At 70.8% G+C, this 24,484-nt stretch carries 17 protein-coding genes; 13 read left to right on the top strand and 4 right to left on the bottom strand.

Features of this window, described 5'->3' with window-relative positions:
• Window positions 1-167: 167 nt before the first annotated feature.
• Together pth and AC1HC7_RS09085 are read right to left on the bottom strand one after the other, a co-directional pair.
• On the bottom strand, window positions 168-854 hold the full coding sequence (gene pth / locus AC1HC7_RS09080; RefSeq protein ID WP_479496226.1) for an aminoacyl-tRNA hydrolase: 687 nt from the start codon (window positions 852-854) through the stop codon (window positions 168-170).
• A 142-nt stretch (window positions 855-996) separates the two neighbouring features.
• Window positions 997-1,641, bottom strand: coding sequence for a 50S ribosomal protein L25/general stress protein Ctc (locus AC1HC7_RS09085; RefSeq protein WP_479496227.1), 645 nt, complete (start codon window positions 1,639-1,641; stop codon window positions 997-999).
• 206 nt (window positions 1,642-1,847) lie between these two features.
• On the opposite strand from AC1HC7_RS09085, the gene AC1HC7_RS09090 reads away from it, so the two are divergent.
• The 9 genes from AC1HC7_RS09090 (at window position 1,848) to AC1HC7_RS09130 (ending at window position 18,182) form a co-directional block, all read left to right on the top strand.
• Entirely contained in the window at window positions 1,848-2,651 is an 804-nt protein-coding gene (locus AC1HC7_RS09090) for a (Fe-S)-binding protein (RefSeq protein WP_479496228.1), read from the top strand.
• A complete protein-coding gene (locus AC1HC7_RS09095) occupies window positions 2,648-4,069 on the top strand; it encodes a lactate utilization protein B (RefSeq protein WP_479496229.1) in 1,422 nt (473 codons plus the stop codon). Before AC1HC7_RS09090 ends, AC1HC7_RS09095 begins: the two co-directional genes overlap by 4 nt.
• A complete protein-coding gene (locus tag AC1HC7_RS09100) occupies window positions 4,069-4,743 on the top strand; it encodes a LutC/YkgG family protein (protein ID WP_479496230.1) in 675 nt (224 codons plus the stop codon). The genes AC1HC7_RS09095 and AC1HC7_RS09100 overlap by 1 nt, the downstream gene beginning before the upstream one ends.
• Before the next feature lie 291 nt (window positions 4,744-5,034).
• Window positions 5,035-8,481, top strand: a complete 3,447-nt coding sequence (locus tag AC1HC7_RS09105; RefSeq protein ID WP_479496231.1) for a pyruvate carboxylase — start codon at window positions 5,035-5,037, stop codon at window positions 8,479-8,481.
• A gap of 67 nt (window positions 8,482-8,548) precedes the next feature.
• Window positions 8,549-9,571, top strand: coding sequence for a class I SAM-dependent methyltransferase (locus tag AC1HC7_RS09110; protein ID WP_479496232.1), 1,023 nt, complete (start codon window positions 8,549-8,551; stop codon window positions 9,569-9,571).
• Window positions 9,572-9,772: 201 nt separating this feature from the next.
• Complete coding sequence (locus tag AC1HC7_RS09115; RefSeq protein WP_479498947.1) at window positions 9,773-11,698, top strand: autotransporter assembly complex protein TamA; 1,926 nt, start codon at window positions 9,773-9,775, stop codon at window positions 11,696-11,698.
• A 14-nt stretch (window positions 11,699-11,712) separates the two neighbouring features.
• Complete coding sequence (locus tag AC1HC7_RS09120; protein WP_479498948.1) at window positions 11,713-16,527, top strand: translocation/assembly module TamB domain-containing protein; 4,815 nt, start codon at window positions 11,713-11,715, stop codon at window positions 16,525-16,527.
• Between the two features lie 170 nt (window positions 16,528-16,697).
• Window positions 16,698-17,513 (top strand): N-acetylmuramidase domain-containing protein, encoded by an 816-nt coding sequence (locus AC1HC7_RS09125; RefSeq protein ID WP_479498949.1) that lies wholly within the window; start codon window positions 16,698-16,700, stop codon window positions 17,511-17,513.
• Between the two features lie 18 nt (window positions 17,514-17,531).
• Entirely contained in the window at window positions 17,532-18,182 is a 651-nt protein-coding gene (locus AC1HC7_RS09130) for a hypothetical protein (RefSeq protein ID WP_479496236.1), read from the top strand.
• Between the two features lie 6 nt (window positions 18,183-18,188).
• Here the strand turns inward: AC1HC7_RS09130 and AC1HC7_RS09135 are convergent, their stop codons facing one another.
• On the bottom strand, window positions 18,189-18,587 hold the full coding sequence (locus AC1HC7_RS09135; RefSeq protein ID WP_479496237.1) for a metallopeptidase family protein: 399 nt from the start codon (window positions 18,585-18,587) through the stop codon (window positions 18,189-18,191).
• A gap of 55 nt (window positions 18,588-18,642) precedes the next feature.
• The gene (gene hemF, locus AC1HC7_RS09140; RefSeq protein WP_479496238.1) at window positions 18,643-19,596 is read right to left on the bottom strand and encodes an oxygen-dependent coproporphyrinogen oxidase; all 954 of its coding nucleotides are present in this window, start codon (window positions 19,594-19,596) and stop codon (window positions 18,643-18,645) included.
• Between the two features lie 320 nt (window positions 19,597-19,916).
• On the opposite strand from hemF, the gene AC1HC7_RS09145 reads away from it, so the two are divergent.
• The 4 genes from AC1HC7_RS09145 (at window position 19,917) to AC1HC7_RS09160 (ending at window position 24,484) form a co-directional block, all read left to right on the top strand.
• Complete coding sequence (locus AC1HC7_RS09145) at window positions 19,917-21,782, top strand: ABC transporter ATP-binding protein (protein ID WP_479496239.1); 1,866 nt, start codon at window positions 19,917-19,919, stop codon at window positions 21,780-21,782.
• A gap of 142 nt (window positions 21,783-21,924) precedes the next feature.
• A complete protein-coding gene (locus AC1HC7_RS09150; protein WP_479496240.1) occupies window positions 21,925-22,788 on the top strand; it encodes an alpha/beta fold hydrolase in 864 nt (287 codons plus the stop codon).
• A gap of 294 nt (window positions 22,789-23,082) precedes the next feature.
• Complete coding sequence (locus AC1HC7_RS09155; protein WP_479498950.1) at window positions 23,083-23,496, top strand: hypothetical protein; 414 nt, start codon at window positions 23,083-23,085, stop codon at window positions 23,494-23,496.
• Between the two features lie 55 nt (window positions 23,497-23,551).
• Window positions 23,552-24,484: a sterol desaturase family protein gene (locus AC1HC7_RS09160; protein WP_479496242.1), complete on the top strand. Its 933-nt coding sequence runs from the start codon at window positions 23,552-23,554 to the stop codon at window positions 24,482-24,484.

Here is a 24,484-nt window from a genome sequence, read left to right on the forward strand (position 1 = left end):
GTTTGCCCGCGCATGGCATGAGGCGGGGGGCGGGTCAAGGGGAGGAGAGTCGAGGGCGCGGCGCGCGCGGCGCAGGGACGGGCCGCGCGCCGACCCGGCGGCGACGACCCGCCCGCCCACCCTCGCGCCGCCGGACCGGCGCGCGGCCCGTCCCCTTGGGGGAGGGGTCAGGAAAAATGCCGTTTCAGCTTGTCGAGCAGGGAGGCGGGTTCGGGCGGCGCCGCCGCCCGCCGGGCGTCGGGGTCTGTTCCGGCGGGCCTGGGCTTGGGCGCCGGCTTGGGGCGTTGGGGCGCCGCGCGCAGGGCGACGGCGTTCATGAACCCGGACGCGTCCCCCGCCGCCAGCTTCGGCGCGCCGTCGGAGACGCCGGTCAGCACGTCTTCCAGCCACTCCGCGTCGGCGCGGGCGAAATCATGCAGCACGTAGCCCGACACCCTGGACTTGTCGCCGGGATGGCCGATGCCCAGCCGCACGCGCCGGTAATCGGCGCCGATATGCTGGTGGATCGAGCGCAGCCCGTTATGGCCGGCATGGCCGCCCCCCTGCTTCACCCGGCATTTGCCCGGGGCCAGGTCCAGTTCGTCGTGAAACACCGTCACGTCGCCGGGGGCGAGCTTGTAGAACCGCATGGCCTCGCCCACCGACTGGCCCGACAGGTTCATGAAGGTCGCGGGCTTGAGCAGCGTCACCTTGCGCCCGCCAAGCTGGCCGGTCGTCACCTGGCCCTGGAACTTGGCGCGCCAGGGCGGGAAACCGTGGTCCCGCGCGATGCGCTCCAGCGCCATGTAGCCGATATTGTGCCGGTGGCCGGCGTATTTGCCGCCCGGATTGCCGAGTCCGACGAACAGGCGCATGGCGGGTCTCCCGTGATGCTCGGGGCTTGATACGCGCCCGGCCCGGTTTTGAGAAGGGGGCAGACGAAAACCGCCGCCCCGGGAAGGGCGGCGGCGCGTGCGTCAGGCGGACGGTCCGGGGCGCGTCACGCGTGAAAGGGGGTCACGCCTCGGCGGCGTCCTCGGCGGTTTCGCCCTCGGTCTCGGCCTCGGCCTCATCATCGGCGTCGGCGGATTTCAGGCCCGACGGCGCGGAGACGTTGGCGATGACGAAATCGCGGTCGGTGATCATCGCGCGCGACCCCTTGGGCATGTCGATGTCCGAGATGTGGATGACGTCGCCGATATGCACCTCGCCCAGATCCACCACCAGTTTTTCGGGGATGGATCCGGCGGTCACCTTCAGTTCGACCTCGTTGCGCACCACGACCAGCGCGCCGCCCTTCTTCAGGCCGGGGCAGGTGTCCTCGTTGATGAACTCGACGGGCACGTAGAGGTTGATGCGGCTGCGCTCGGACAGGCGCAGGAAATCCACATGGGTGGGCAGGTCGCGCACCACGTCGCGCTGCACGGCGCGGCAGATCACCCGGTTGTCCTCGCCGTCGATCCTGAGGTTGAGCAGCGTGGACATGAACTTGCCGGCCCGCAGGGTCTTGAGCAGCACGTTGAAGCGGACGTTGATCGCGACCGGGTCCTTGCCCCCGCCATAGATCACGCCCGGCACGAAACCATCGCGACGCGCGGCGCGGGCAGCCCCTTTGCCCGTGCCCTCGCGGGATGCGGCTTCGAGAATCGGCATCTCGGCCATTTGAAAATCTCCTGAGTTGACATGCGGCGATCCTCCAGGGGTGTAAGCGCCGCGACCGCGGGCTTATAGGCGGTTCGGCGGGGAAAGCAAAGGGGGCGCGTGCATCGCGCCCCGCCCGCGCGCCGCCCGCGCCCCGCCCGCGCGCCGCTTGCATCCGGGGCGCGCGAATTGGTAAGTAATTATCACCAATTTCGATCGGAGGCCCGATGCCCGAATCCAACCGCCCGCGCGTGGCGCTGTTCGTCACCTGTCTCGTGGACATGTTCCGCCCCTCGGTCGGTTTCGCGACCATCCGCCTGCTTGAGGAGGCCGGCTGCGACGTGGAGGTCCCGGAGGCGCAGACCTGCTGCGGCCAGCCGGCGTGGAATTCCGGCGACCGCAAATCCGCGCAGGCGATCGCCAGGCAGGTGATCGCGGCGTTCGAGGGATTTGACTACGTGGTCGCGCCCTCGGGCAGCTGCGCGGGGACCATCATGCGGGACTACCCGGAGATGTTCGCGGCGAACGATCCGTGGCGCGCGCGGGCCGAGGCGCTGGCCGGGCGCACCCATGAGATCGTGTCGTTCCTGACGGATATGCGCGGGCTGAAAGGCGTGCGGGCGAAGCTGGCGGCGGGGTCGGGGCAGGGGATCGTCACCTATCACGACAGCTGTTCGGGGCTGCGCGGCCTCGGCGTCAAGGACCAGCCGCGAAAGCTGCTGCGATCCGTCGACGGGCTGGAATTGCGCGAGATGAAGGACGCGGAGGTCTGCTGCGGCTTCGGCGGCATGTTCTGCGTGAAGTATCCGGACGTGTCCAACAAGATGGTGGGCGACAAGACCGAAAACATCGTCGCCACCGGCGCCGGGCTGCTGCTGGCCGGCGATCTGGGCTGCCTGATGAACATGGCCGGCAAGCTCAGCCGCGAGGGCGCGGCGGTGAAGGCGCGCCATGTGGTCGAGGTGCTGGCGGGGATGACCGACGGCCCGGCGATCGGCGACTCCGATGCGGATGCGGAGGGCGGCGCATGAACCCCGAACAGGCGACGACGCGGCAATTCAAGGCCAACACCAAGGCCGCGCTGGCGGATCCCGACCTGCAGATCGCGCTCGGCGGCTCCGGGGGCAATTTCACCGAGAAACGCGCCAGGGCCCGGGCCGGGGTGCCGGAATTCGACGCCATCCGCGACGCGGCGCGGGATCTGAAGGATCACACGCTGGCGCATCTGGATCTGTATCTGGAGGCATACGAGCGCAAGGTGATCGCCGCCGGCGGCCATGTGCACTGGGCCGAGACCGCCGAGGACGCGCGGCGCATCGTGCTCGACATCTGCCGCGGGGTCGACGCCAAGATCGTCAACAAGGGCAAGACGATGATCTCGGAGGAATGCGGGATCAACGACCATCTGGCGGCCAATGGCGTCAAGCCGGTGGAAACCGATCTGGGTGAATACATCATCCAGCTGCGCGGCGAGATCCCCAGCCACATCATCGCCCCGGCGGTGCATGTCACCGTCGAGCAGGTGCGCGAGGAATTCCGCAAGGCGCATGCGCATCTGCCCGAGGGCCGCAATCTGGAGGGGCTCGACACGCTGCTGTCCGAGGCCCGCGGCGTGCTGCGCGAAAAGTATTTCGAGGCCGAGGTGGGCATCACCGGGGCCAACATGCTGATCGCCGAGACCGGCCAGTCGGTGATCGTCACCAACGAGGGCAACGGCGACCTGTCGCAATCGCTGCCCAAGGTGCATATCGTCATGGCCAGCCTGGAAAAGATCGTGCCGACGCTGGAGGATTCCTCGACCGTGCTGCGGCTTCTGGCGCGCTCGGCCACCGGGCAGGAGATGTCGGTCTACACCACGTTTTCCTCCGGGCCGCGCCGCGCCGCCGACCCGGACGGGCCCGAGGAATACCACGTGGTGCTGCTCGACAACGGGCGCTCCAACATGATTGGCGGCGATTTCCAGGACATGCTGCGCTGCATCCGCTGCGGCGCCTGCATGAACCATTGCCCGGTGTATCAGGCGGTGGGCGGGCATGCCTATGGCTGGGTCTATCCGGGGCCCATGGGGGCGGTGCTGACGCCCTCGCTGATCGGGGTGGAGAAGGGCGGGCAGCTGCCCAACGCCTCGACTTTCTGCGGGCGCTGCGAATCGGTGTGCCCGATGCGCATTCCGCTGCCGAAGATGATGCGCCACTGGCGCGAGCGGGAATTCGAAAAGCGCCTGACGCCGGGGACGACGCGCGCCGGGCTTGGCCTTTGGGCGTGGGTGGCGCAGCGCCCGGCGCTTTATCGCGCGGCGACGCGGGCGGCGATGGCGGGGCTGGGCCTGCTGGCGCGCGGGGGGCGGATCCGGCGGCTGCCCATGGTCGGCGGCTGGAGCGATCACCGCGATTTCCCGGCGCCCGAGGGCGGCGGGTTCATGGCGCGCTACAAGCGGGGAGAACGCTGATGAGCGCGCGTGAGCGGATCCTCGCCCGCCTGCGGCGCGCCGCGGCGCAGGGCGGCGACGCAGCCGGCGCCGGGGACCGCCTGGCGGCGGTCAGCGCCCGATTGGGCGCAGCGGGGGCGCAAGGCGCCCCCGCCCCGGCGCAGAGCCGCACCTCCGGCGCGCAACGCCGCGTTCAGTTCGAGGCCAAGCTGGCCGGCGTTGACGCCAGCGTCACCCATGTCGCGACCATGGCCGACCTGCCCGAAGCGCTGGCGGCGCAGCTGCGCGACCGCAATCTGGCGCGCGCGATCCGCATGGGCGACGAGCCCGATTTCGCCGAGCTCGACTGGTCCGGCTTCGAGGCCACGCGCGGGCCCGGGCGCATTGAAGAGCCCGCGACCCTGTCGCGCGCCAGCTTCGGCGTCGCCGAGACCGGCACGCTGGCGCTGCTGTCGGGGCCGGACAACCCGGTGACGCTGACCTTTCTGGGCGAGACCCATTTCGTCGTCCTCGGCGCGTCGCAGGTGGTGGCCGGGCTTGACGATCTTTGGGCCGGGCTGCGTGTCTCGGGCGCCGATCCGCGCACGGTCAATCTGGTGACCGGGCCGTCGCGTTCGGCCGATATCGGGCAGGTGCTTCAGCTTGGCGCCCATGGGCCGGTGGCGCTGCATGTGTTCGTGGTGGATGACGCCTAGGCGGGCTCAGGCGCGGATCTTCGGCCAGATCGCGGCGGATCGGCAATTGACGGCGGCGTCGGTCATGGGCGCCGGCTTGCCCCTGGCGCCGTTGCGTCGCTCATGCATGACATCGGGTTGCGCCGGGGCGCCGCGTCCGGGCCCGCAAGCGGCGCGGTCCAGCTTGCCCTCGCGCCGCCGCCTGTGCATTGTGCGGCGCAACGCGCGAGGGGGGGAGGCCATGGCGGATCGCAAACCGCCCGCAACGGCGCCGCGCGCGGTCAGACCACTGAAGAAACCGGCGGACAGATCATGACCGAATTCAACAAAATTCTTATCGCCAACCGCTCGGAGATCGCCATACGGGTGATGCGCGCCGCCAATGAACTGGGCAAGCGCACGGTCGCTGTCTACGCCGAGGAGGACCGGCTTGGCCTGCATCGCTTCAAGGCCGACGAGGCCTATCGCATCGGCGAGGGGCTGGGCCCGGTCGCCGCCTATCTCAGCATCGAGGAAATCATTCGCGTGGCCCGCGACTGCGGCGCCGACGCGATCCATCCCGGCTACGGATTGTTGTCCGAAAACCCGGATTTCGTCGATGCCTGCGCCGCCGCCGGCATCGCCTTCATCGGCCCGAAGGCGGACACCATGCGCCTGCTCGGCGACAAGGCCAGCGCCCGGCGCGCCGCCATCGCCGCCGGGGCGCCGGTGGTGCCCGCCACCGAGGTGCTGCCCGACGACATGGACGCGGTGCGCGAGATGGCCGAAAAGGTCGGCTACCCGCTGATGCTGAAAGCCAGCTGGGGCGGCGGCGGGCGCGGCATGCGGCCCATATTTTCCGCCGACGAGCTGGAGGACAAGGTCCGCGCCGGGCGGCGCGAGGCCGAGGCCGCCTTCGGCAATGGCGAGGGTTTTCTGGAACGCCTGATCCAGCGCGCCCGCCATGTGGAGGTGCAGGTGCTCGGCGACAGCCATGGCTCCATCGTGCATCTGTTCGAGCGCGACTGTTCGGTGCAGCGGCGCAATCAGAAGGTCGTGGAGCGCGCCCCCGCCCCCTATCTGAGCGAGAAGCAGCGCGCCGAGGTTTGCGAACTGGGCCTGCGCATCGCCCGTCACGCGGGATACGAGAACGCCGGCACCATCGAATTCCTGATGGACATGGCGACCGAGGAATTCTTCTTCATCGAGGTCAACCCCCGGGTGCAGGTCGAACATACGGTGACGGAAGAAGTCACCGGCATCGACATCGTCAAGGCCCAGATCCGCATCGCGGAGGGGGCCAGCATCGCCGAGGCCACCGGCGTGCCCGGCCAGCACGCGATCCAGCTGCGCGGCCACGCCCTGCAATGCCGGATCACCACGGAAGACCCGCTCAACAACTTCATCCCCGATTACGGGCGCATCACCGCCTATCGCGGGGCCACCGGCTTTGGCATTCGCCTCGACGGCGGCACCGCCTATTCGGGCGCCGTCATCACCCGCTACTACGATTCGCTGCTGGAAAAGGTCACCGCCTGGGCGCCGACGCCCGGCGAGGCGATCGCCCGCATGGACCGCGCCTTGCGCGAATTCCGCATTCGCGGGGTGGCCACCAACATCGCCTTCGTCGAGAATCTGCTGAAGCATCCGAAATTCCTCGACAACAGCTACCACACCAAGTTCATCGACGAGACGCCGGAGCTGTTCCGCTTCACCAAGCGCCGGGACCGGGCGACCAGGCTGCTGAATTTCATCGCCGACATCACCGTCAACGGCAATCCGGAGGTCGCGGGGCGCGCCCGACCGCCCGCCCATGCTCGCCTCCCCAAACCCCCGGCGCCATTGGGCGATACGCTGGCGCCCGGCACGAAAACCCTGCTCGACGCCGAGGGGCCGCAGGCGGTCGCCGACTGGATGCTGGCGCAGAAAAAGCTGCTGATCACCGACACCACCATGCGCGACGGGCACCAGTCGCTGCTGGCCACGCGCATGCGCACCCATGACATGCTGAAGGTGGCCGACGCCTACGCCCACAACCTGCCGGCGCTGTTCTCGGTGGAATGCTGGGGCGGGGCGACCTTCGACGTGTCCTACCGGTTCCTGCAGGAATGCCCGTGGAAACGACTGGTGGATCTGCGGCGAAAAATGCCCAATGTGCTGACCCAGATGCTGCTGCGCGGATCAAACGGCGTCGGCTACGCCAACTATCCCGACAACGTGGTGCAAAAATTCGTCGCCCGCGCCGCCGAATCCGGGGTCGACGTGTTCCGGGTGTTCGACAGCCTCAACTGGGTCGAGAACATGCGCGTGGCCATGGATGCGGTGCTTGAAAGCGGGCGCATCTGCGAAGGCGCGATCTGCTACACCGGTGACATTCTTGACCCGGACCGGGCCAAATACGACCTGAAATACTATCTCGGCATGGCGCGGCAGCTGCGCGACGCGGGCGCCCATGTGCTCGGGCTCAAGGACATGGCGGGGCTGCTGAAACCGGCGCAGGCGCGGATTCTGGTGAAGGCCCTGAAGGACGAGATCGGCCTGCCGGTGCATTTCCACACCCACGACACTTCGGGGATTTCCGCCGCCACGGCGCTGGCGGCGGCCGAGGCCGGGGCCGACGCCGTGGACGCGGCGATGGATTCGTTTTCCGGACTGACCTCGCAGCCCTGCCTCGGGTCGATCGTCGAGGCCCTGCGCCACACGGATCGCGACACCGGGCTGGACCCGGCGGCGATCCGCGCGATCTCCGACTACTGGGAACAGGTGCGCCTGCAATACGCGGCTTTCGAGACCGAGATGCGTTCGGGCGCCTCGGAGGTCTACCTGCACGAGATGCCCGGCGGCCAGTTCACCAACCTGAAGGCGCAGGCGCGGTCCATGGGGCTGGAGGAACGCTGGCACGAGGTCGCCGCCACCTATGCCGAGGTGAACCAGATGTTCGGCGACATCGTCAAGGTGACGCCCTCGTCGAAAGTGGTGGGCGACATGGCGCTGACCATGGTCGCCGCCGGGCTGACCCGCGCCGACGTGGAGGACCCCGACAAGGAGATCGCCTTCCCCGAAAGCGTGGTCGGCATGATGCGCGGCGATCTGGGTCAGCCGCCGGGCGGTTTTCCGCCGGCGCTGGTCGCCAAGGTCCTGAAGGGCGAGCCCCCCGTCACCGAACGCCCCGGCGCGCGTCTGCCCCCCGTCGATCTGGAGGCGGTGCGCGCCAAGGTCTCGGCCGATCTCGGCGGTTTCGCGGTCGATGACGAGGACCTCTGCGGCTACCTGATGTATCCCAAGGTCTACATGGATTACATGGAGCGCCATCGCGGCTACGGCCCGGTGCGGGTGCTGCCGACGCCGATCTTCTTCTACGGCATGGAGGTGCAGACCGAGACCGCCATCGAACTCGAGCCGGGCAAGACCATGCAGGTGCGCCTGTCGGCGATCGGCGAGACCTCGGACGAGGGCATGGTCAAGGTGTTCTTCGAACTCAACGGCCAGCCGCGCGCCATCACCGTGCCCAACCGCCACGCCGCGGCCAGCGTCGCCCGCCGCCCGAGGGCCGAGGACGGCAACCCCGCGCATGTGGCGGCGCCGATGCCCGGGGTCGTGGCCTCGGTGGCGGTGAGCGCCGGGCGCAAGGTGACCGCCGGCGACCTGCTGCTGACCATCGAGGCGATGAAGATGGAAACCGCCATCCACGCCGAACGCGACGGCGTGATCAAGGCGGTTCACGCGGCGGCCGGGACGCAGGTGGACGCCAAGGACCTGCTGGTGGAATACGAAGCATGACCCGCGCGGGCGCGGGCGTTGACGCCGGGGGCTGGCCCGGCGGGCCGCGATCTGATAGGCGCCGCTGATGTTCGATCCCATGACCCTACTGGCCGCGCCGTTCCTGTCCGGCGCGCTGCCCATGCCCGGCGCGCGCGGGCTGGCGGTGCTGCGCGCCCGCCCCTTTGCCGATTTCCCGGTCGAATCGCTGGTCTGCGAACAGGGGATGCGCCCCCTGCATGACGCGCTGGCGGCGCAGGGGGCCGCGGTCGCGCCCCGCATCGACGGGGCGTTTCCCGCCGCCGCCGCCGTGCTCACCCGCCACCGGGCCGAGAACCGCGCCAATTTCGCCCGCGCCTGGGGGCTGGCGCAGCCCGGCGGCGCGGTGCTGGCGGTCGGGGCCAAGACCGACGGCGTCGAAAGCCTGCAGCGCGACATTCGCAAGCTGGTCGATCTCGACGGCGTGCAGCCGAAGAATCACGGGCGGGTGTTCTGGGTCGCGCGCGGCGAAGCCACGCCCGACATTTTCGCGCAGTGGCTGGCCGAGGCCGCCCCGGCGCCGCGCGTCGCGCGCCCCGGCGGCGAACCCTACGTCACCGCCGCCGGGATGTTCAGCTGGCGCGAAACCGACCCCGGTTCGCGCCTGCTGGCCGAAACCCTGCCGCCGCTCAAGGGCGTGGCGGCCGATCTGGGCGCCGGCTGGGGGTATCTGTCGGACGCCATCCTGCGCAGCGCCGCCGTGACGCGGCTTGATCTGTGGGAGGCGGAAAAGACCGCCATCGACTGCGCCCGGCGCAACATCGACGACCCGCGCGCCGCCTTCCACTGGGCCGACGCCACCGGCCCCGACCTGCCCCGCGGGGTCTATGACTGGGTGATCTCCAACCCGCCCTTCCACGAAGGCCGCGCGGTGTCGCTGGCGCTGGGCGAGGGGTTCCTGGCCGCCGGCGCACGGGCGCTCGCCCCCAAGGGGGCGCTGCTGATCGTCGCCAACCGCACGCTGCCCTACGAAAAGCCGCTGGAGGCGCTGTTCGCCAAGATCGAGGAACTGGCCCTCACGCCGCGCTACAAGATCCTGAAGGCCAGCCGCCCCAAACCGGCCCGCCGCTGATCCGCGATCACGCGGGCGGGCGCATCGGTTGCGGCGCGATCAACCGTTGCGTCGCCCCGCAATCGACGCAATTCTGACGAGGATCGCGCCAATGGCGACGAAGCGAGTCGCTACGCCGCGCCGGGGGTCGCCTCTTCGGCGCCGGCATGGACGGCCCCGGCGCGTCAACGCCCCGGCGGTCAGGGCGAGGAAGGCTGTTCGATGCTCCGCACCGCGATGCGCGCCATGTTCGCCGGGCTGACGCTGGTGGCCCTGCAGGGCTGCACTTCGGCCGATGAGGGGCTCGAGGACAGCGCGCTGGAATTTGAAGACACCGCCGTGCGCATCGATTACGACGTGGCGCTGGACGGCGTGCCCGATGCGGAGATGCGGGACCTGCTGGAACAGTCGCTGGGCCTCTACCGGTTTCAGGACAAGGGCGCGCAGTCGCTCGCCTTCCTGCGTCGCCGGGCCGAGAAAGACACCGAAATCGTCCAGAAGATCCTGCGCGCGCAGGGCTATTACGAGGCGAAGATCGCCGTCGAGGTGATCGCGCCCGGCGACGCCCCGCCCCCTGTCCGGCAAGGCGGGCCGGACCCCGCCGCCTCGCCGACCAGGGCGCCGCGCCCCGATCCCGACCCCGATCCCGGCGCCCGGACCCCGCGCGCGGTCGCGCATCTGACCCTGATCCCGGGGCGGGCCTTCACGCTGATCGCGCATCGCTTCATCGTCGCCGATCAGGGCGAGGGCGCCCCCCCCGGCCTGCCCGACGCCGCCGCGCTCGGCTCGCCGGTGGGCAAGCCCGCCGCCGCCGCCGCGATCATCGCCGCCGAGGCCCGCGCGGCGGACGCCCTGCGCCGCGCGGGCCGCCCCTACGCCGCCGTGCGCGGGCGCCGGGCGATCGCCGACATGGACAAGGCGGAGCTGGAGGTCGAAACCACCATCTCGGCCGGGCGCGCCTATCGCTTCGGGGACATCGAGGTGGCGGGGCTGAAGGACGTGGACGCCGACTACGTGCGCTCCTACCAGACCTGGGACGACGGCGCCCCCGCCAACCCCGAAACCCTGCGCGACTATCAGCAGGACCTGATGCGCACCAGCCTGTTTGACGGCGGATCGGCCCGCTTTCCGGACGACCCGCCCGAAGGCGACGCCCTGCCGGTCATCGTCACGCTGGAGGAAGGCCCGCCGCGCACCGTCTCCGCCGGGCTGCGGCTGTCCACCGACACCGGGCCCGAGGCGCGCGCCGCCTACACCCACCGCAACCTGTTCGGCGCCAACGAAACCGTCGACCTGATCCTCGACATCGGCCTTGAAATCCAGTCCTTCAAAACCGAATTGCGCAAGCCGCAATACCTGCGCCCCGGGCAGGCCCTGCAGGCCTCGTTTGAAATCCGCAACGTCATCGAGGATGCATTCGACGAAGAGGCCGTCACCCTGGCGCTGGGGCTGGAACGCGAATTGAGCGACAAGCTGACCGTCGGGGCCGGCGGGTTGCTGGAAATCTCGAATGTGACCGATCGCGGCGTCGATCAGGACGTGCGCCTGGCCGGGCTGCCGACTTTCCTGCGCTATGACGGCTCCGACGATCTGCTGGACCCCTCCCGGGGGGTGCGCATCGGGTTGTTCGCGACGCCGTTCATGGGCTCCATCGACGAAGTCTACGCGCCCTTTGCGGTGCTGGACGCCCGGGGCTCGACCTATTGGGACCTGTTGGGCGATCGCCGCTGGGTGCTGGCGGCGCGCACCCGGCTGGCCGTCATCCCCTCGGACAAGCTGTCCTCGGTGCCGGCCCCCCGGCGGCTGTATTCGGGGGGCGGCGGGTCGGTGCGCGGCTATCGCGAAAAGATCATCGGCCCGCTGGATTCCAAGGGCGATCCGGTGGGCGGGCGCTCGGCGGTGGAATTCGGCGCCGAGATCCGCGCCCGGCTCTGGGGCGATATCGGCGTGGTCGGCTTCGTCGACGCGGGCGCGGTGTCCACCGACATCGTCCCGAGCTTGGAGGACGGCTTCCAGTTCGCCGCCGGAATCGGGATGCGCTACCACTCGCCGGTGGGGCCGCTGCGCTTCGACGTCGCCGTGCCGCTCAACCCGCGCGACATCGACGACGCCTTCCAGATGTACATCTCCATCGGGCAGGCCTACTGATGGCCCCCCGGCGGATGGGATTCAGGCGGGCGGGTTTCAGGCGGGCGGCGCTGGGCGCGGCGCTGGGGCTGTCGCTGGCGGTCGCCGGGGCGCCGGCCTCGGCGCAGATCTCGCTGCTGGGGCTGAAGAACACCCTGGTGCAGTTCGCGCTCGAACGGATATCGGTCCCCGGCAGCTTCGAAATCACCGCCGAAGGGGTGACCGAACCCGAGGACGGGGTCACCGAATTGCAGGGCCTCGCCATCGCCGATGCCGACGGCGTGTGGTTCCGCGCCGAGGCGGTGTCGCTGAAATGGACCCCCAGCCGCATCCTGGCCGGGGCGCTCGACATCGACAGCCTGGCGGCGCGCAACGTGCAGGTGCTGCGCAGACCCCTGCCGGTGGCGGTGGAAATCAACCCGGAGTCCGAACTGGCGCAGGACCGCGCCCCCTTCAGCTGGCCGCGCGCGCCGATCGCCACCCGCATCGGCGAATTGCGGCTCGATCACGTCGCGGTCGCCGCCGGGGTGATCGCCGCGCAATCGCTGGATTTCGACGCCTCGGGCGCGGCGCGCGACGAGGGCGACATCCAGGCCCTGACCTTCCAACTGACCCGCAGCGACGCGGTGAGCGGCGCCATTTCGCTGGCCTACGAGCGGGATTTCGCCGCCGACACGCTGACCATGCGCCTCACGGCCGACGAGGCGGCGGGCGGGCTGGTGGCCGAACTGGGCGGGCTGCCCGATGACAGCGCCAGTTCGGTGCGGATCGACGCCGAAGGGCCGCTCAGCGGCTGGAAGATGCGCCTATCGGCCTCGGTCGAACGCATGATCGACGTGGCCGGGCGCGCCACGCTCGACGTGCTGGCCCCGGTGAGCGGCGAGATCGCCCTGACCCTGACCCCCGGCCCGGCGCTGTCGGCGGCGGCGCGCGCGGCGCTGGCTCCGGCGGCGCAGCTCGACCTGGCGGTGTCCGAGGGCGAGGCCGGGGTGATCCGCATCGAGCGCGGCGTCATCGCGTCGGCGGCCCTGAGCATGACTGCCTCGGGCGACTATGTCCGCGACACCGGCGCGGTGGCGCTGGATGTGGCGCTGGAGGCAAGGCGCGCCATGGCGGCGCTGATCGAGGGCGTGGATTTCGCCAGCGTCGGCTTTGACGGCAAGGTCGGCGGCCGGCTCGATGATCTTGACGCCAGCGGCGCGCTGACCCTGGCCGAACTGACCACCGCGCCGGCGGATGTGGGCGCGGCGCGGCTCGACATGACCGTCAACGCCGTGACCCGGGCGAACGCCCCCGCGCCGCGCGTGACCCTGCGCATCAGCGGCGAGGCGGAGGCGCTGCGCCTTGACCGCCTCGGGCCCGAAATCATCGGGCGCGCCGATCTTCGCGCCAGCGGCGTCTATGACGGCGCCGTGGCCGAATTGTCGGCGCTGGATTTCGTTTCGCCGCTGCTGACCCTGGGCGCGCGCGGCCGGGTGGATCTGGCGGCGCAGGCGCTCAGCGCCGAATACCGGCTGCAAACCCCGGATCTGGCGGGTGTGGCGATGGCCTACGGGGTCGACGCCGCCGGGCGGGCCAACGTCGCCGGCACGGCCGAGGGACCGGTCGCCGCCCTGCTGCTCGACGGCGAGGCGCGGCTGGAGGATCTGGCGTTTGAGGGCGACTCCTATGGCGCGGTCTCGCTGCGCCACCGGGTCACGATCGCCGGGACCATCGCCGGCAACGCGGCGCTGAAGGCCGGCGGCTCGCCGCTTGGCCCCGTCTCCGCCGGCGGCGATTTCAAGCTCGACGGGCAGGTGCTGACGCTGACCGGCCTGACCGCCTCGGCGCTCGACACCGATATCGCCGGCGACGCGACGATCCGGCTCGACACCCGGCTGGTCGACGGCGCCCTGACGCTGGAGGCCCGCGACCTCGCCGCCTATGAGGCGCTGACGCCCTTCGCCGGGACCGCGCTGGCCACGCTGGGCGCCCCGGACCTGGCGGGGACGCTGTCGGGCGACGTGGCGCTGCGCGTCGAGGACGGCAGGCAGGCGGCGCGCCTGAAGCTTGCCGGCGCCGGCATCGCCGGCTTCGGCGCGCGGCTGCGCCGCCTCGACCTTGCGGGCGACGTGCAGGACGCCTTCGGCGCCGCCTCGGCCTCCGGCGCGGCGCAGATCGCCGGGCTTGATCTGGGCCCGCTCGGCGGCGGCGCGCGGCTCGCGGATCTGGACCTGGACGGATCGCTCGACGATCTCGGCGGCGCCGGGACCGTCAAGGCGCGCATGGCGGCGCGCGGGCTGGAGCTTGGCGAGACCGCGGGCGGCGCCGGCGCGGCGCGGCTCGACCTGCGGCTGACGGCGCGGGATCTGACCGGCGCCCCGGGCGCGACCGTGGAGCTCACCGCCGAGGACCTGGCGCTGGGGGCCCTCGCGGGCAACGGCGCGCTGGCGCGGCTGACCCTGAGCGGCGAGGGCCGCGACCTGCTGGCCAGCCCCGCCGGCGCCCTGCGACTCACCGCCGAGTCGCTGGATTTCGGCGACCTCGCCCCGGGCGGTCGCATCGCGCGGCTGAGCCTTGACGCCACCGGCACGGACCTGACCGGCGCGCCCAGCGTCGTCGCGACCCTCATCGCTGACAACATCGCGCCCGGCGACCTCGCCCCGGGCAAGGGCGTTGCCAAGGCGACCCTCGTCGCAAAAGCGCGCGACCTGATCGCCGCCCCCGCCGGAACCGCCCGCCTGCGGCTCGACGATCTCGACCTCGCAGGGCTGCGCGCCGGGCTGGTCGATCTCGACGCCACGCTGGCGCGGGAGTCCGCCGGCGCCCGCCTCACCGCCAGCCTGAGAGCGCCCGACGCGACGGCCGAGGGGCTGCAGCTGCGCGGCGTGGCGCTCGACGCGGATCTGCGCGACGCGCTGGGCGCGCCGGTGCTCGACGTCACCGCCGGCGCCGCGCGGCTGCGGGCCGGGACGCTCGATCTCACCCGTCTGAAGGCGGCGGTGAAAGGCCCGCTGGAGGCGCTGGTCGCCACCCTGGCGCTCAGCGGCCGGGCCGGCGACGCGCCGGTGTCGGGCACGGCGCGCGCCACCCTGGACGTGAGCGACGCGGACGGCCCGCAAGGCGAAATCACCCGGTTGGACCTGCGCCGCGGCGAGGCGCGCATCGCCCTGCGCGCGCCGCTGACCATCGCCCGCGCGCCCGACGGCACGGCCCTGCGGAACATCGACCTGCGCTTGCCCGGCGGCGGGCTGCGCGGCGAGGTGACCATCCACGATTCCGGGCTGTCGGGCGATCTGCGCCTGCGCCTGCCCGACCTGCCGGCGGCGGCGAAACTGGTGGGCGCCCCCATGCGCAGCGGCGATCTCAGCGCCAGCGCCCGCTTTGACACCCGCCCCGAGACCCCCGGGGCCGACCTGGCGCTCGACCTCACGAAACTGCAATTCGAGGCGGCGCTGTTCGAGGGCGAGTCGCTGGCCCTGGACCTGAAAGCCGCATGGGACGGCGCCAGGCTCACCGCCGGGGGCGCGCTCAGCGGGCCCTTCGGCGATCCGCTGCGGCTCTCCGCCGCCCTGCCGCTCAGGCCCGCCGGCATGGTCCCGGCCCCGCCGCCGGGCGCCAGGCTGGATGCGCGACTGCGCTGGAACGGCGAAATCGGGGCCTTCTGGGGGCTGGTCCCGGCGCCCGACCACGTGCTGAACGGGCGGCTGGATCTGGACGTCGGCGTCAGCGGCCCGCTCGACAACCTGCACCCGGCGGGGCGGGTCAACCTCGCCGACGGGCGCTATGAGAACCTGGAGACCGGGACCATCCTCACCGACCTCACGGTGACCACGCGCATCGACGGGAAGGCCGATCTGGCGCTGGACCTGTCGGCCTCGGACGGCTCCGGGTCGCGGCTGACCGCCAGGGCGGCGCTGTCGGGGGACGCGATCGACGCCGCGCTGCGCGCCGACAACGCCATTCTGGTGCGCCGCGACGACGTGGCCGCCGCGATCAGCGCCGATCTGACGGTGAAGGGGCCGCTGGTTGCGCCCGCCATCGCCGGCGAGGTGGTGATCGAACGCGCCGAGATCCGGCTGATCAACGCCGCCCCGCCCTCGGTCGCCGATCTGGGCGACATCGAAATCAGGGGCGCGCCGCGCGAAAAGGCCAGGCCCGGGCGCGGCGGCGGGCCGACGCTTGATCTGGGGATCCGGGCGCCGGACGAAATATTCGTGCGCGGACGCGGGCTCGACAGCGAATGGATGATGGATCTGCGGGTCAAGGGCGCCGCCGCCGACCCGGCGATCACCGGGCGGATCGAAAAGCGCCGCGGGCGGCTCGATTTCATCGGCCATGACTTCGATCTGGCGACCGGCAAGCTGACCTTCGGCGGCGCCCGGCCCCCGGACCCGGAAATCGACGTGGCGATGGAACTGGAAAACAACGGCATCCTGGGGCGGATCGCGGTGCGCGGCTTCGCCTCTGACCCCGAGATCGCCTTCGAATCCCGCCCCGGCCTGCCCGAGGACGAGGTGCTGCCCCGGCTGCTGTTCAACAATTCGCTGCAATCGCTGAGCGCCGCGCAGGCGGTGCAGATCGCCGCCGGAATCGCCACGCTGATGAGCGGTCAGGAGGGCGTGCTGGGCGGGGTGCGCGCCGCCGCCGGGCTCGACGTGCTCGGCGTGGATCAGCAGGATGGCGAGACCTCGGTGCGGGTCGGCAAGAACGTCGCCGAAGGGGTGTTCGTGGGCGCCAGGCAGCCGGTGAACGGCGGCGGCACGGTGATCGAGGTCGAAGTCGAGATCTTCGACGATTTCATCGTCGACAGCGAAGTGAGCGACGAAAAGGGCGCCACGCTGGGCATCCAGTGGAAGAAGGATTTCTGAGCCGCCCCCGGGCGCAGGCCGGGCATTTGAATCAAATGCCGTTGACCGGATCTCAACCATTCCCGGCTAATGCCTTTGACCGGGACTCGCGCAGGCCGCTTGCCACGCCACTGATTCGGCATGATTCCCGCACCGGGATCCGGTCCTGCCAGGATCGAGAGGTTTTGCGTATGCTAGGTTTCAAGGGATCGGCGCTGCCGATCCGAACGGAGGCGCCCTATGCAGCGCTCGCCGCCGATTTCGGCTGCGAGCTTGCCGTCATCAGGGCGGTCGCCGACGTGGAAAGCCGCGGGGCGGCGTTTCTGCCCGACGGCCGCCCGGTCATCCTGTTCGAACGCCATGTGTTCCGCCGCCTGACCGGCGGCGCCCATGACGCGGCGGCGGACATCTCCGCCGCCCGCCCCGGCGGCTACGGCGCGCCGGGGGCGGCGCAATACGACCGGCTGTCGCGCGCCGCGGCGCTGAACCGCGACGCGGCGCTGAAATCCGCCTCCTGGGGCCGGTTCCAGATCATGGGCTTCAATGCCGAAATGGTCGGTTTTGACGGCGTCGAAAGCTTCGTCAGCGCCATGATGGACAGCGAAAAGGCGCATCTCGACGCCTTCGCCGCCTATGTGCGCGCCGCCGGGCTGGTGGGCTTCCTGCAAAGCCGCGACTGGGCGGGGTTCGCGCGGGGCTATAACGGGCCGGGCTACAAGCGCAACCGCTATGCGGAAAAACTCGACGCGGCCTGGCGCAGGTTCGGCGGCGCGCCGGGCGGGTTCCGGGTGCGCTCCATCGCCGATCTGCAGCGTGCGCTCGACTATCTGGGCGCCCGGCCGGGGCTTGCCGACGGGCTCATGGGCCCGCGCACCCGCGCCGCCATCGAACGTTTCGAAACCCAGTGCCGCCTGCCGGTGAGCGGGGCCGCGAGTCCGTCGCTCAAGCAGGCGGTGCAGGCCGTGTATTTCGCCCTTGCCGGGCCCGACGCCCGCTCGGCGCTTTGAAGGAAAGACCGAAAAATCATGTTTTTACCCCTGATCCTGCCGATCCTCTCCGCCGTCGCGCCCGCATTGCTGGGCCGGCTGCTGGGCAATGACGAAAGCGCCGAGACCGTGGCGCGCACCGTGCGCGGCGTGGTGCGCGAGGTCACCGGCATCGAGATTTCCACCGAGGAGGAACGCGACCAGGCGCTGGCCGCGATCGCCAGCGACGTGGAGCTGAAAGCGGAACTGAAGATCCGTCTCGCCGACATCGCCCTGCGCGAAACCGAGATGCTGCTCGGCGATCGCGCCGACGCCCGTCAGCGCGACGTGAAACTGACCGAGATCACCGGCGAGGTGAATGACCGCGCCACCAAGATGCTGGTTGCGGCCTTTGTCGGCATCACCGTGATCGTGGTCTCGCTGATCGCGCTCAACTACTATTCCGACGCCGCCAACGACCGCTACATCGGCACCATCATCGGCTTTCTCACCGGCATCGGCGGCATGTTCGCGCGCAATATCGGCACCGCCTTCGATTTCGAATTCGGCTCCTCGCGCGGTTCCAAAACCAAGACCGGGCAAATCGCCGACCTGTCCTCGCAGCTCGAAACCATGCGCGCCCGCCCCCATGGCGCGCCGGCGGGCGGCGAGGCGCTCAACCTGTTCCGCGACCGGCTCTCGGCCTCCTAGCCGGGGTTACAGGCGCCAGTCGTCGATGGCCGCGATCTGGTCGTCGTCCAGCCCGAAATGATGGGCGATCTCATGCACCAGAACATGGGCGACGAGGCGGTCAAGCGCCACGTCGCCCCGAAAGATCCACTCATCGAGGATCGCCAGGCGGTAAAGCCAGACCTGATCGGGCTCCACCGCCACGTCGAGCAGGGATTTCCGGGTCAGATCCACGCCCTGATACAGCCCGGTCAGCTCATAGGGATCGCGCAGCCCCAGATCCGCCAGCGCCTCGGGCGTCGCCAGGTCGGCGACGCGGATCAGCAGCCCCGCGCAGGCGGCGCGAAAATTCTCCGGCAGCGCCGCGAAGGCCTCCTGCGCCAGAACCTCGAAATCCGCCAGCGAGGGCGCCGGGCCGCGGATCATCGCCGCGCCGCGGGCAAGGTCCGCGCCGATCCGGGGGCCGGCCTCGCGACCGGTTTCAGGGCCATTTCGCCTCCGGCGGCAGGCTCATCAGCACCGCCTCGGGGTTGTGCCCGGTCTCCAGCCCGAAGCGGGTGCCCCGGTCATAGACCAGGTTGAATTCGGCGTAGCGCCCGCGCCGGATCAGCTGCCATTCGCGCTCGGACTCGGTCCAGCTTTCGCCCATGTGGCGTTCGGTGACCGGCAGGAACGCGTCAAGGAACGCCCGGCCCACATCCTGGGTGAAGGCGAAATCCGCCGCCCAGTCGCCGGTGTTGAGGTCGTCGTAGAACACGCCGCCGACGCCGCGCGGCTCGTTCCAGTGGCGGATCATGAAATATTCGTCGGCCCAGGCCTTGAAGCGCGGATAATAGTCCGGATCGTGGCGGTCGCAGGCGGTTTTCAGCGCGGCGTGGAAAAACGCCGTGTCCTGCGCATCCTCCACCATCGGCGTCAGATCGGCGCCGCCCCCGAACCACCAGGCGCCCGGGGTCCAGAACATGCGGGTGTTCATGTGCACCGCCGGGCATCTGGGCGAGCGCATATGCGCCACCAGGCTGATCCCCGAGGCCCAGAACCGCGGATCCCCGGCCAGCCCCGGGATGTCCTTGCGCGCGCTCAGGGACCGCTGCGCCCGGTCGCCGAGCCGCCCGTGCACGGTGGAGACGTTGACCCCGACCTTCTCGAACACCCGCCCGCCGCGCATCACGCTCATCTCGCCGCCGCCCGCGTCCCCGCCCTTGTCCGCATCGCCTTCGCCCGCGCGCCGGGTCAGCTTGCGCGCGAAGCGTCCGGCGGGCAGGGCGGCGTGGGGGCCGCTGTCCTGCGCGTCCTCGAGCGCCTCGAACGCGGCGCAGATCCGGTCGCGCAGGGTTCGGAACCAGTCGGCGGCGCGGGCTTTCTCGCTGGCGAGCCCGGGGGGCGAATCGCCGGAAAAGCCATCGGGGCGGTCGGTCTGGTCGGATTGGCTCACGCGTGTCTCCCTTGCATCTGCCCGCCTCATATCGGGTTCCTCGCACGGCGCGCAAGCGCGGGCGCGTCGACAGGCGCGATGATTCCATGTATGGGGAGGCTTGCGCGCAAGGCAAACCCCGCGCGCCGCCGCGCCCGCGCCCCAGCACCGATCGCCCCGCCGCGTTTTGCGGCGCCCCCGGCGGTGCGCCCCCGCATAGCCCGAAAGCCCGCAAAGCCGGAAAGCGTCGCAAAGCCGGAAGCCCCCGCAAAGCCGGAAAGCCGGAAAGCGTCGCGCCCCCGGGGTCCGCCCCCGCCCCGCCGATCGCCAAGGACCGCCTCATGCCCCGCCTCCACCCGTTCCGGTTCTTCGAAAACCTCGCGAATCCCTTCGCCGACTACCGGCGCACGACCCCGCCGAACACCTATTTCGCCTTCATGGCCGCGCATCTGAAACCCCTGCGCTGGATCATGGCGGCGGTGATCGCGGCGGGGTTGATGGTGGCGCTGTTCGAAACCGGGCTGATCTACTATTCGGGCCGCATCGTCGACCTGCTGGCCGAGACCGCCGCCGCCCAAGGCCCGAAAGCGATCTGGTCGGCCCACGGGCTGGAATTGCTGGCGCTTGTCGCCTTCATCATGCTGCTGCGCCCGCTGGCCATCACCCTGCAGATGGCGCTGCTGAACCAGTCGCTGGGGGTCAACGCGCTGGCGCTGGTGCGCTGGCGCACGCACCGCCATGTGCTCGGCCAGTCGGTGGGTTTCTTCCAGAACGACTTCGCCGGGCGCATCGCCAACCGCATCGTGCAGACCGCCCCGGCGGTCGAGGACACCGCCTACGGCGCGCTCGAGGCGATCCTCTACTGCGCCGCCTACGTCACCGGCGCCGCCATCGTGCTCGGCCAGACCGACGCGCGGCTGATGATCCCCATCGGCATCTGGCTGTGCCTGTATCTGGCGATCCTCTACGCGCTGGTGCCGCGCATGGGCCGCGCCGCGCAGGAAAATTCCCGCAAGCGCTCGGCGCTCACCGGCAAGATCGTCGACGGCTACGCGAATATCGAAACCGTGAAGCTGTTCGCCCACGCCGCGCGCGAGGAGGATCTCGCCCGCGAGGCCATCGAAGACCTGCGCGAGGCCGACATCCGCATGCTGCGCCTGATGACCTGGATGAGCCTCTGTCTCGCCGTCGCCGGCGGGGTGCTGATCGTCGGCACGGTCGGGGCCGCCGTCTGGCTGTGGAGCGAGGGCGCCGCCACCATCGGCGCGGTGGCCGCGGCGACGGCGCTGACGCTCAGGCTGAATTCGATGATGGGCTGGATCATGTGGGTGACCAGCCAGATGTTTCAGCACGCGGGCACCATCCGCGAGGGCATGGAATCGATCTCCGTCCCCCACGGCATCACCGACGCCCCCGCCGCCCCGGATCTGGCGGTGACGGGCGGCGAGATCCGCTTTGAGGGCGTGCGCCACCGCTACGGGCGCCAGTCGGGCGGGCTCGACGGCGTCGACCTGACCATCCGGGCGGGCGAGCGCGTCGGGCTGATCGGGCGCTCGGGGGCGGGGAAATCGACGCTGGTCAACCTGCTGCTGCGCTTTCACGAACTGGAGCAGGGCGCCATCCTGATCGACGGCCAGTCGGTCGGCGCCGTGACCCAGGACAGCCTGCGCCGCCAGATCGGCATGGTCACCCAGGACACCTCGCTGCTGCACCGCTCGGTGCGCGACAACATCCTCTATGGCCGCCCCGAGGCCAGCGAGGCCCAGATGGCCGCCGCCGCCGCGCGGGTGCATGCCGACGCGTTCATCCCCGATCTCGAGGACCCCCATGGCCGCACCGGCTACGACGCCCATGTGGGCGAGCGCGGCGTCAAGCTGTCGGGCGGCCAGCGCCAGCGGGTGGCGCTGGCCCGCGTGGTGCTGAAGGACGCGCCGATCCTGGTGCTGGACGAGGCCACCTCGGCGCTCGACAGCGAGGTCGAGGCGGCGATTCAGGAGGCCCTCTACGGGCTGATGGAGGGCAAGACGGTGATCGCCATCGCCCACCGCCTTTCCACCATCGCCCGCATGGATCGCATCGTGGTGCTCGACGCGGGCCGGGTGGCCGAAACCGGAACCCATGCCGAACTGCTGGCCCGCAAGGGACTCTACGCCAGCTTCTGGAACCGCCAGTCAGGCGGCTTTATCGGCGTCGAGGCGGCGGAGTAGTCATCCGCCGGGCCGCGCCCGGGGCCGGATCGCCCACCGGCTTTTCGCGACCGACCGCGGGCGCGCCCCGGAGCCTGCCTCGTTGCAAAGCCGCCCGGTTTTGCGGCAGGATCATCGGGGCGCATGGGGGAGAACGAAAAGCATGCCGGATATCGACGTAGGCGGCTGCCGCATCCATTTCGAGGATTCAGCCGAGGAGTCCGGCAAAGGCGGAGGCAAGGACGGGCGCGAAGACAAAAGCCTTCCGCTCCTGCTCAATCACAGCTTTCTCTGCTCCGGCGACATGTGGCGCGCGCAGGCCGACGCCCTGTCGCGCGACCGCCGGGTGATACGGGTCGATCTGCGCGGGCACGGCCGCTCGGGTCACGCCACGCGAGCGATGCGGATCGGCGATCTGGTCGAGGATTCGCTGGCGGTGCTCGACGCGCTCGGCATCGACGCGGCGGTCTGGGGCGGGCTGTCGATCGGCGGCATGATCGCGCAGCACGCGGCGCTGGGGAGTCCCGACCGGGTGCGCGGGCTGGTGCTCGCCAACACCACCGCCGAGGCGCAGGATGTCCTCGGGCGCATGCGGTACAAGGTTCTGGGGCTGATCGCCTCGGCCATCGGCTTCAAGCCGCTGCTGCCCCAGATCCGTCCGCTGATGTTCGGCAGGACCGCGTTGCGCGACCAGCCCGAGCTGGCGGCGCGGTGGTCGCGTTCGACCGCCGAGCTTCACGTGCCCTCGGTGCGCAACATTCTCGTCGGGCTCAACGGGCGCGAGGGCGTGCTGGACCGGTTGCCCGACATCCGCGTCCCGGCGCTGGTGATCACCGGCGACGAGGATCTGGCGCTGGCGCCCGCAGAGTCCGAACGCATCGCCGCCGCCCTGCCGGATTCGCGGCTGGCAACGCTTCCGGGCGTCGGGCATCTGTCGGCGCTGGAGGCGCCCGGGCGGGTGACCGCGGCGATGCGCGAATTTCTCGACGGGCTTGACGCGGCCCAATCCGCCCCCTCGCGCTCATAGCCGCGCTAACTGTTTTATCGTTATATGTCAATGTCATGAAAGCTGATCACGCGTGAGCAGCTTCACCGCCAGCCGCACCCGTAGCCCCCGCCGCCCCGCCTGACGCAATGTCCCGCTTGCGATTCCGCCGGCGCTTGGCGACACTTCGGCCATGACCCAGCGCCTCGCCGACCCCGCCCCAGCCGCCCGCCCTCCGGCGATCGACCTCGCGATCGAGATCCTCGCGGCCAGGACCCCCGCTTCGCCGATCTGCGGCCCGGCTGAGCGGCGCCGCTGGAGATCCTCGGCCCGCTGGTGATCGTCGGCATCGCGCTGGTGGCGGCGCTGGTGGCCCTGCTCGGCCTGTCGCGCCCGCTGCGTTTCGACAGCGCCGCCGAGGCCGCGCGCGCCTATCTCCACGACTGGCCCGAGGACGCGGCCGCGCTGGCGCAGGCGCGGGTGATCCTTTCCGATGACGGCGCCGGGGCGCTGATCGCGCTGCCCGACGCGCTCGGGGTGGTGACGGCGCTTGGCGACGGGGCGGTCACCCGCCGCTTTGCGCCGGGCGAGGCGCGCGCCCGCGCCGATGCCGGCGGCGTGGCGATCATCACCGGCGAAATCGGCGCCCCGCGCCTGAGGCTCGCCTTCGCGCAGGCGCTGGCCGCGACGGGGCGGCGCGCCGAGGCCCTGGCCGCGATCCGCCGCATGGGCGCGCTGGCCGAGCCGTGATCCCCACGCCCGCCCCCACGCCCGCCCCCGAACCCGCCCCCGAAAGGCCCCGGCCATGGACGATCTGAGCTATCCCGACATCGTCAAGCTGGCGGCGCCGGTCTTCATCCTCGCCATGCTCGCCGAACTGCTGATGGTGCGCTTCCGCGGCGCCCGCGGCAGGTTCGAGACCCGCGACACGCTCACCTCGCCGCTCATGGGCGCGGGCAATGTCGTGGCGGGGATTCTGCTCGGCTTCGTCGCCTATGGGGTCTTTCACTGGCTCTGGCAGTTCCGGCTCTGGGATCTGGGATCGGCCTGGTGGGCGGTGGCGCTGTGCTTCGTGCTCGATGACCTGCGCTACTACTGGCATCACCGCATCGCCCACACCTGCCGCTGGGTCTGGGCCGAACACGTGAACCACCATTCCTCGCAGCATTACAACCTGTCCACGGCGCTGCGCCAAAGCTGGACAGGGCTGTTCACCGGCATGATGATCCTGCGCGCGCCGCTGATCCTGCTGGGGTTTCATCCGGCCATCGTGCTGCTGAGCGGCGGCGTCAACCTGCTCTACCAGTTCTGGATCCACACCGAGACCATCGACCGCATGCCCCGCTGGTTCGAAGCGATCATGAACACGCCAAGCCACCACCGCGTGCATCACGGCCGCAACCCGCGCTATCTGGACGCCAACTACGCCGGCACGCTGATCGTCTGGGACCGGATTTTCGGCACCTTCGTGCCTGAACAGCGGGAGGATCCGCCGGAATACGGGCTGGTGCGCAACCTCGCCACCTTCAACCCGCTGCGCGTGGCGTTCCACGAATGGGCGGCGCTGTTTCGCGACGTGGCCGCGCCGGGGCTGACGCTGCGCCAGCGGCGCGCCTACGCTTTCGCGCCGCCGGGCTGGAGCCATGACGGCAGCCGCGAGACCTCGGCCCAGATCAAGGCCGGCTACGCCCGCCGCCACCCCGAGGCGAAGGATGCGCCGGGGATCAGGGGCGCCTGA

The organism is Oceanicella sp., assembly GCF_056449545.1.